The following is a 9453-nucleotide window of genomic DNA, read 5'->3' on the forward strand; positions in this document are numbered from 1 at the left end:
GAGAAGAATATTACATAAATTTCAAATCTAAAATCTTGTTTAAAGTAAACAGCTATACCTTTAGCTGTTGTTATTTTTCTCTATTACCAGAATATTTTTTGGGGCTACATTTAGCAATTCTTTTTCAATCAAGATAATTACAACCGGGGTCAAAGCAATGGTACATAAAATTTACTGCCCAAACTGTGGCAGTGAAGCTGAACGTCACTATATTTCCGATAGTCAATTAACTAGAACACAGTGCCACAACTGCGATTATTTGATGATCAGCTGTACTCTGACAGGCCGAGTTATTGAAGCTTACGCCCCAGGTATTCATGCGGCTGGAATTCGTTTAAAAAGGTAGAGAGTCGGGAGTCGGGAGTCGGGAGTCGGGAGTCGGGAGGTGGGGGAGCAGGGGAGGATGAGGGGGATGAGGGAGTGAGGGTAGACAAGGTAAACAAGGTAAACAAGGTAGACAAGGTAGAATTTTTACCCAGTCCCCAATCCCCAGTCCCCAATCTCCAATCTCCAATCCCTCGCTACTTACCAGTCGTTTGATTGGTTCTCAATTGCCCACAGGCTGCATCAGCTTCTAAACCGCGAGAGTAGCGCACACTAACAGCGATTTGTTGTTGTTGAAGAACTTTGAGAAAAGCTTGAATGCGATCGCGGTTAGGGCGTTTATAGTCAACTTCTTCGATGGGATTGTAGGGAATTAAATTTACATGACTTTGAAATCCCCTGAGACGCTTTGCTAGTTCTAAGGCGTGTTCTGGTAAATCATTCACACCAGCTAGCAAGATATATTCAAAAGAAATGCGCCTGCCAGTGATAGCTACATATTCCCGACATTCAGTCAGCAAGTCTTCGATAGGATAGGGGCGGGCGCTGGGAATAATTTGTTCGCGCAGGGCTTGGTTGGGAGCGTGGAGACTCACAGCCAGGGTAACTTGCAAATGTTCTTGGGCTAACTCACGGATGCGATCGCGAATTCCGACAGTAGAAACAGTGAGCGATCGTTGTCCAATCCCGACATCTTGATTCAAAGATTTAATTGCAGCTAAGACATTCTCTGTATTTAACAACGGTTCACCCATACCCATGAAGACTACATGACTCACCCGTTGTTGAAAATCTTCTTGGACAGTTAAGACTTGATCAACAATTTCATGTCTGTCTAAGTTGCGTTTGTAGCCACCTTTACCAGTAGCGCAGAAATCACACGCCATTGGACAACCCACCTGGGTAGACACGCAGACAGTTAACCGCTTTTCTGTAGGAATACCAACTGTTTCTACAATCTGCCCGTCTGCGAGTTGCAAAAGATACTTCACCGCGTCATCTGGTGCCACAGCCCGGTAGTGAATTTGAGAACGTCCAATGGGAAAATCTGCAACAGTGGCACGCCATTGTTTAGGGAAGACAGAAATATCAGCTAGCGATCGCACTCCCTTGTGATAAATCCAGTCATGGAGTTGCTTACCTCTATAAGCAGGTTGTCCTTGCTGTTGCACCCAAGCCGTTAACTCCGTCACCGAAGCGCCAAGTAGGGGAGTTAAGGTTGTTGTGTCTGGTAGGGGTGAGTTGAGTGGAGAAACAAGAGGCGTAGCAGACATAGAAAATCACAATGTGGATGCTGAATCTCTATCGTACAACTTTCAAATCAAGTTGGTGAAAATGGGGATTGGGGACTGGGGATTGGGGACTGGGGACTGGGGACTGGGTAAAAATTCTACCTTGTCTCCCCTCACTCCCACCCTACGGGAAGCAAGCTACATCTCCCCTCACTCCCACCCTACGGGAAGCAAGCTACATCTCCCCTCACTTCCTCATCCTCCCCTGCTCCTCTGCTCCCCTGCTCCCCCTACACCCCTACTACTACTTCACTCTTACTAGCCATAACTGTTTTCACATGATCAGCTAGGCGAATGGCTAAAGCTACAATAGTAAGTGTGGGGTTAGCATAACCGCCGGTGGGAAAAACAGAACTACTGGCGATGAATAGATTAGAAACGCCGTGAACTTGACAATTGCGATCTACAACACCCTGTTTTGGATCATCATTCATGCGTGTTGTTCCCATGTGATGATGTAAACCAGGATGGACTAATTTTGGTAAATCGCCATCTCGTGCAATTTGTAAATCACCGATACCAGCTAGGGCAAATTCTTGTTTTAAAATTTCCTGGGTTCTCTTGATGTGTTCAATATCAATATCACTCCAACGCCAGTGTAACTTAACTCGCTGACGACCAAGAGCATCGCGATCGCCTATGAGTGTGATCCGATTTTCTGGATCAGGTACTTGTTCAACTAATTGCAATAGTTCAAACCCCACAAATCGCTTTTCCTTCCCTGGAATATACGACCAACCACCCCAAGGTAAACTGGGAATAAAAGGTTGCTGCTTAGTCATTGCCCCGTAAGCAGCAGGTAAGATATAGTCAAGACCCATCAATACATTTCCTAAATGTTGGAAAATATTTTTACGGACTTGTGGATCATACATAGATGACAACAATGTTTTTAGTGAATTTGCTGCTTTTAACTGATATGGTTTAGGAATTGGCAATAGTAATGTACTAATATTTAGTAATTGTTCACGGTGCATAACATCTTCTGATAGACCCAACTTACCCATAACAGGGATGTTATTAACTCGCCGCAAATCATATAAAGCTGTTTTCTTAAAAATATCTGAATTAGTAGGAATCAAATGACCACATTTAACTAGAGAATGATCCATAAAGAATCTACCTACTAGATCATTTTGATTACCTAAACCAGTTTTTTGTACTTTGTTTGATAGTAATAATAAACGTGCCGTTTCTATACCACCTGTAGCTAGAATGACAACCTTAGCACGCACCCAAAATTCATTACCTGATAAACAGGCTACTCGTAAACGAGTGACATTTTTTGCTGTTGCATCTGTTTCAATTTCCATTAAGTTGGCATTGAGATAGGTAGTAATGTTACCAGCTTGCTTAATTACTTCCCGATACTCGTGGGTAAACACAGCACGCGGCCCAAACTGAAACATTGTAGTAGTGATATTACTAGATAATGGTAGCTGAGGAGTTTCCGCATCTTCCCAAGTTGCAGCATCATAAGCAAAAGCACCTAATCCGCAAACTGCCTGAGCGCGTTCATAGAAATGATTTAGGTGAGATTTATCCAAAGGCCAACCACTATAAGGTAGCCAATCACGCTTTTCAAAATCGATTTTGTCTAGTGGTACGTGCCTCACACCAATTTCATTGTTACCTATGCGAACCTTCCAATAGTTAGCTGTACCGCCAAATTGTAAACAACGTTGATATTCTAAATTATCAAACAGATTATTAACACTTTCACCTTGAGCAAGTGATTGAGTATTTTGATCAAAATCTAGTCCACCACTTTCTAATAAACAAACCCGAAAGTCTGTACCAGCTAATTCACGGGCTAAAGTAATGCCTGCTGGCCCCGCACCAACAATGCAAACTTCAGTTTCAATAGTTTCATTTTGAGGTAGTATACGTGCGTCGATTAACATTAAATAATTACCTTTGGTTAACTTAATTTTTTTTGAGCTAGTACATTTAGATAACTTCTAACTTTCACAGTTTTCAGAAAAACCTATTAAACTGTGTTTTTCAACTAATAATCAATAGCTTTAATATCAGATAGGTTCACTAAATTAGAACTTACGTAACTGGCACATTCACAGGGTGCGTCAGATTTGAGTTTTTCGTGATTCTCAACAGATGTTTGGCATCTGACGCACCCTACAAGATAGCTTGAGTGTGACACCTCCATAAATCCTGTAAATATACTTTTTGACCTAGTTGCTAAGTATTAGTTCAAGTACCTTTTGCCCTTAACTCAATAGAAATGAATATGGCACAACTTAATTAGGATGACTATATACTTAATAATTTTTCTTGAGGTTAAATTCAGTATTTTTTTTGAGTCATCCAAATATTTGGTTATTTTAATTACCTTAAAATTGCTAAATTAGTTACAAAATTCAAATGTTTATCTTGTTCAAAACATACTAAAATATAGAAATTATTCAATCTTTGTAGCAAAATATGCTGGTATCAAAAAATAAATGGTTCTATAAAATTAGAAATATAGGTATTGATAAAAATTTAAATATTACAGGGTAACGTTTATAATCTCTTCACCAAATAACTCAACTGGTTTCGATAAAATCTGAATATTAGTAAGGCTAATTATTTTATGTTTATCTATATTCAATAAATCAAAATACTAAGGACGGATGTGTAACCCGTCCTCAACACTATAGAGATAATAATCCGCGTGGTTTTCTAAATTTACTTGCTTAGGTAAGAAGTAGGAAGTAAGGAATAGGTAAGTGGCGATCGCTCAACCAAAAGTAGAGCCATTCCAGCCCCACATTGCCCCCGTAGCATCAGCAAACTCGATATAAATACGATTTTGCGGTACTCCCAAACTTTGATTAATTTGTTGGCAAAAATCTTGACTCATTGCCTCAGTTTGATTAGGCTTCATTGTGCCAATGCTCTTAATTTCAATATAACAAACGGGTTCTGTAGTCCCAGCAAAAGTCATGGGAACTGCCGCTTCAAACGCAGTCATCACATAAGATTCAGGCTTACCTAGATGCTTGGCTAACTTAGCTGAGAGGCTTTTTAACATAGCCTCAACTTCACCCTTTGCAGGCGCAGATACAGAAGTTTGTACTTTAATTAAAGGCATAATATCAATTCAAAATAGTCTACGACAAGGCTTGCGCCTACAAAATTTAATATTAACCCAGCTTGAGAGGTGATTAGCTATTACTCATTAGTCAGTAGTTTTTCTCCCCTGCCCCTCTGCCCCTCTGCTCCCCTGCTCTCCAATCCCTAATCCTCCCCTGGACGAAATAAGCGACTATACTCAGGATGATAAAGACGCGATCGCCCGCTAGTTTGGGATAATGCTGGACTAATTACATAAAGTGTGGTACGAATCAGATTTTCTTGCTGAGTACAGTCTGCCATTTGCTCAAGAGGTACAACCCTAATTTTTTCATCCGCCCATCCCAAACGAAAACATATTGCTACGGGGGTATCGGCTGGGTAGTGTTGCAATAATTTGGCTTGGGCATTTTCTACATGACGCGCACTCAGATATAAACACAGGCTAGCTTGATGGGCTGCTAAAGAGGCTAATTCTTCCTTTACTGGGACTTCCGTCCGTCCACTGATGCGCGTCAGGATGATAGTCTGTACTAAACTGGGGACAGTCAACTCTACTTTTAGCGAGGCGGCTGCGGCTTGAAAAGCACTAATACCTGGGATAACTTCAAACGGGATATTAGCCTCGGCTAGTAGCTGCATTTGTTCGTGTGTAGCACTGTAGAGACTAGGATCACCTGATTGCAGACGGACTACAGATTTGTGCTGCGATCGCACCCGTTCCATCATTAAAGGTAGAATTTCTTCTAAAGTCTTATCAGCAGTGCGAATAATTTCTGCATCTTCTCGACAAAACTGCAAAAGCTGTTCAGGAATTAGAGAATCAGCGAATAAAATCACATCAGCCATAGCCAGCAACTTTTGAGCTTTAAGCGTGAGTAAATCGGGATCTCCAGGGCCTGCTCCCACAATATAAACTTTCGGTTCTATGAGATTTTGATGAGCTTTCATACCCAAATTTTAATAAAGCTTAAGTAAATACTAGGAGAGATTCCCACCTCAAAAAAAAATTTTGGGAATTTGCTCAGTATCTTTCCGGATTCACTCTATAGGAGTAGTAGAGAGAAATGGTAGATGCACCCTGGTTAAGCCCTAGAGATTACTCTGGGGCATTTTTTATTTTTGGGCAATAGGCAATAATTATGAGGCAATAGGCAATAGGCAATAGTTACTCTCTCCCCCAGTCCCCAATCCCCAATCCCCAATCCCTACTCCTCTTTCACAGGCGAAACTACATCAGGTAAAGGGCGCTGACGAAGATAGAGCCAGGCTAAACCAGCTAATCCTAAAGCAATGCCAGTGAGGCTGACAACTTGTGCAATTCGCAGCGGCCCCAGCATCAAGCTATCAGTGCGAAGTCCCTCAATCCAAAAACGTCCTAAGCTGTAAGCTATTAAGTACACCATAAATAATGTACCTACCCGCAGGCGTAATTTCCCTGTTAAACCTCGAAAGAATAACGTTATGAGCAGGGTAAACACCATTAAATCCCACAGCGATTCATAGAGGAAGGTGGGATGAAAATATTCAAAATTGGCTAACTCTGGAGGACGGCGTTCTGGTGGAATGTACAATTTCCAGGGTAAATTGGTAGGACGACCAAAAGCTTCAGAGTTGAAGAAATTACCCCAACGCCCGATCGCTTGACCTAAAATCAGCGAAGGAGCTACTAAATCTGCTAATTGCCAAAAAGAAATTCGCTTCAACTTGGCAAAAATTAACGTTGCCAAAGTACCGCCGATAATTGCTCCATGAATAGCAATACCACCTTGCCAGATAGCTATAATTCGTCCTGGATTCTGAGCATATTCTGACCACTCAAACAATACATAATAAAGCCGCGCGGCGGGAATTGCACTGATCACCAACCAAATTGATAAATCACTCAACAATTCCGGATTAACGTTGCGGCGCTTTGCCAAATATTGGGAAAGACTAACACCGATGAGTACGGCACAGGCAATTAGTAAGCCATACCAACGGATAGTAATTGGCCCTATTTCCACCAAAATAGGGCCAGGAGAAGTGAAAACAAACGCCAAAGGCAAAACAGAAATATTCAGTGCCATGTAAAATTCCTTCATATAGTCAATAATTATTAGGCAATAGGCAATAGGCAATAGGCAATAGTTACTCTCCCCCTCATCTCCCACCCTACGGGTAGGCTTACGCCATCGTAAGAGAAGCTAAAGCTACATCTTCCCAGTCCCCAGTCCCCAATCCCCAATCCCCAATCCCCAATCCCCAGTCCCCCTGTTCCGATATAATCACCTCAAATAACTTTTATACATATCGAGATTGTGATTGCCATTTATCCAGGTAGCTTTGATCCGGTAACTTTGGGACACCTTGATATTATTCAGCGTGGTAGTCGGCTGTTTGATCATGTGGTCGTGGCTGTACTACGAAACCCAAATAAGATACCACTGTTTAGCGTACAGCAACGCTTAGAACAAATTCGTCTAGCCACAAGACATCTATCTAACGTAGAAGTAGATAGCTTTGATGGTTTAACTGTCAATTATGCCCAGCAACGAAAAGCACAAGTTTTGTTACGGGGTCTACGGGCTATTTCTGATTTTGAAGTAGAACTACAGATGGCGCATACTAATAAAACACTTTCTACCCAAATCGAAACAGTTTTTTTAGCAACATCAAATGAGTATAGTTTTTTAAGTAGTAGTGTGGTAAAAGAGATTGCAAGATTTGGTGGTTCTGTCGATCATCTTGTCCCCCCGCAAATAGCCTTAGATATATACAAATGCTACAACCACAACTATCCCATAGCGAACCCAATCGCAACGGAAACTATCCCCCAGAGTACGTCAACGGAATCTCCCCCGAAGAAATTCCCCAAACAGGAAACGTAGATATTCAGCAGGAACTTGATCGTCTAGAAGAAATCATCCTGTCTAGTTTCCGCATTCCTCTGACGGGGCGTACATTAATAGATGAAGAAAAATTATTAGAACAGCTAGATTATATTAGGGTTTCTTTACCTTCATTTTTTCAGGAAGCAACTGTCATCCTGGAGCAAAAAAATGAAATTCTTTTGGAAGCTGAAGAATACGGACAGCAATTAGTTGATGCTGCACAAGCCAAAAGAGCGCAAATTTTGGCGGAGAGCGATATCATCAGGCAAGCACAACAAGAAGCTGAACAACTACGCCGACAAGTGCAGCAAGAGTGTGAGGCGATGATGAAAGAAACCCTCGCAGAGATTGAACAGAAACGGCGGGCTTGTCAACAAGAATTAGAAGAAATGCGACAAACTGCGATCGCTCAAGCTCAAGAAATAGAAAATGGTGCTGATGAATATGCTGATCATGTCTTAGAAGGTATCGAACAAGACTTAAAAGATATGCTGCGAGTGATTACCAACGGACGGCAACAAATCAGAGTAGATAGCCAATCACAGCGCAATTCACATTCTCAAAAAAAGAAGTAAATCATTACCTGTGATGAACTCAACATACCAGAATACATGAAAATAGCTTTTAAGAAACAAGGCAGAAGTCAGAAGGGAAGAGGGTTTGACTTGTTTCTTTCATTCCTAGCAGGTGGTGTGCCGCCTGTGCAGATACTCTTAGTTGTTCCCTATTCCCTATTCCCATTTTCTAGTAAATGATGCAAAGGCAGGTAATCATAAGGTAAAAATAGCGGCGGGAACATTCAGACGCATCACGGACAGATATCCTCAGTTTACTGATGGATGCTAGGGTTGAAGAAGGTCAACCCATGACTGATGTACAGTTTTCTCCCTACGAATACTTACCCTTTGGCGGAGGTGCGAGACGCTGTATTGATCTAGCCTTTGCTCAATAGGAAATGAAACTGGCGGCTAAAATTTTAACTAATGGGAGAATTAAACTTAGTTGACCAGCGTCCAGCAAAATCTCGCATTCTGCAAACCAGTAATATCTAAATTCATCTTGGGTGTAAGAGTATACGAATGATTGAGCAAAATACCACTGTTGTTATCTGCTCAATTAGTTGATTTTCTTCTTAGGCGTACCAAATTTCCGTCGCATCACTGTACCGAAAGTTACGCCAGTCATTACACCCAAGATAGTTAATGGTTCAGGTATCGGTTCTATTCTGGCATCTTGAATTTCCAGTGCGGAAGAAACTAAATAATCACCTATATCTACAACACCGAAAGCGATAGTGTAAGTTCCGGCTTGAGCAAAGGTATATTCACGAAATCCTGTTTCCCGAAAGAAAGGCAACGATGTTTCGGTTGCATCTGTAAAGTCAGCTAGTTTAATTACTTGATTACCAACCAAAAAGAAGGCAAAATCTGGAAAAGCAGGCTCGCTAGGTTGACCTTCGTTAGTGCGAAAATTCCATTTAAAGCGTAAAACATCCCCAGCACCGACGGTTACACTACCTCTAATTGCAGACCCTTCCCACGCCAAATTATCATCATCAACATCTAAAGCAGTTTCAGGTAAGCCTAGAGAGGTTTGTAAATCTGGAGAAAAAAGTGCTTCAATTGGACGCTGACCGGAATAGTTAAAAGCCTCCGAACCATCTTCATCATCAGAAATTATGAACTCTGTCCCAAGAAAAGCATTGGACATATTGGCACTACCTTGACCGGGGGTAGTAACATCACCAAACTTTTCCCAGTCTGGGCTACTGAAGTCTATTAGCCCAATAGCTTGGGCAGAATTAGCTATTGTCATGCTTCCTAGGCTAACAAGGCTAAAAATGCCTACCTTGACAGTGTAATGCTTAATGAATTGGGAAAGTTGCATGG

9 protein-coding genes and 1 pseudogene are annotated in these 9453 nt (G+C 41.6%); 4 read left to right on the top strand and 6 right to left on the bottom strand.

Annotated features, from left to right (window positions below; all coding sequences use genetic code 11):
* Positions 1-157 precede the first annotated feature (157 nt).
* Positions 158-346, top strand: coding sequence for a hypothetical protein (locus NOS7524_RS30570; protein ID WP_015138126.1), 189 nt, complete (start codon positions 158-160; stop codon positions 344-346).
* A gap of 175 nt (positions 347-521) precedes the next feature.
* Here the strand turns inward: NOS7524_RS30570 and rlmN are convergent, their stop codons facing one another.
* From rlmN to lgt, 5 genes are all read right to left on the bottom strand, one after another.
* Positions 522-1598, bottom strand: coding sequence for a 23S rRNA (adenine(2503)-C(2))-methyltransferase RlmN (rlmN, locus tag NOS7524_RS08765; RefSeq protein WP_015138127.1), 1077 nt, complete (start codon positions 1596-1598; stop codon positions 522-524).
* Between the two features lie 248 nt (positions 1599-1846).
* Positions 1847-3520, bottom strand: a complete 1674-nt coding sequence (locus NOS7524_RS08770) for an FAD-dependent oxidoreductase (RefSeq protein ID WP_015138128.1) — start codon at positions 3518-3520, stop codon at positions 1847-1849.
* A gap of 836 nt (positions 3521-4356) precedes the next feature.
* Entirely contained in the window at positions 4357-4710 is a 354-nt protein-coding gene (locus tag NOS7524_RS08775) for a phenylpyruvate tautomerase MIF-related protein (protein ID WP_015138129.1), read from the bottom strand.
* A gap of 146 nt (positions 4711-4856) precedes the next feature.
* Positions 4857-5642, bottom strand: coding sequence for a precorrin-4 C(11)-methyltransferase (cobM, locus tag NOS7524_RS08780; protein WP_015138130.1), 786 nt, complete (start codon positions 5640-5642; stop codon positions 4857-4859).
* Between the two features lie 257 nt (positions 5643-5899).
* Positions 5900-6760 carry a prolipoprotein diacylglyceryl transferase gene (gene lgt / locus NOS7524_RS08785; RefSeq protein ID WP_015138131.1) on the bottom strand — a complete coding sequence of 287 codons (861 nt, stop codon included), beginning with the start codon at positions 6758-6760 and terminating at the stop codon, positions 5900-5902.
* A 231-nt stretch (positions 6761-6991) separates the two neighbouring features.
* Here lgt and coaD point away from each other — a divergent pair, with 231 nt between their 5' ends.
* The 3 genes and pseudogenes from coaD to NOS7524_RS31175 all read left to right on the top strand — a co-directional run.
* The gene (gene coaD, locus NOS7524_RS28400) at positions 6992-7561 is read left to right on the top strand and encodes a pantetheine-phosphate adenylyltransferase (protein ID WP_015138132.1); all 570 of its coding nucleotides are present in this window, start codon (positions 6992-6994) and stop codon (positions 7559-7561) included.
* Positions 7453-8139 carry a DivIVA domain-containing protein gene (locus NOS7524_RS08790; protein ID WP_015138133.1) on the top strand — a complete coding sequence of 229 codons (687 nt, stop codon included), beginning with the start codon at positions 7453-7455 and terminating at the stop codon, positions 8137-8139. The genes coaD and NOS7524_RS08790 overlap by 109 nt, the downstream gene beginning before the upstream one ends.
* Positions 8140-8441: 302 nt before the next feature.
* Positions 8442-8513 (top strand): annotated as a pseudogene (locus NOS7524_RS31175) (cytochrome P450); the annotation flags it as partial.
* A gap of 167 nt (positions 8514-8680) precedes the next feature.
* On the opposite strand, the gene NOS7524_RS27770 reads toward NOS7524_RS31175, so the two are convergent.
* Complete coding sequence (locus NOS7524_RS27770; protein WP_051039187.1) at positions 8681-9379, bottom strand: PEP-CTERM sorting domain-containing protein; 699 nt, start codon at positions 9377-9379, stop codon at positions 8681-8683.
* Between the last annotated feature and the right edge of the window lie 74 nt (positions 9380-9453).

Origin of the sequence: Nostoc sp. PCC 7524 (assembly GCF_000316645.1) — a bacterium.
In the GTDB taxonomy this organism is placed as follows: Bacteria; Cyanobacteriota; Cyanobacteriia; order Cyanobacteriales; family Nostocaceae; genus Trichormus.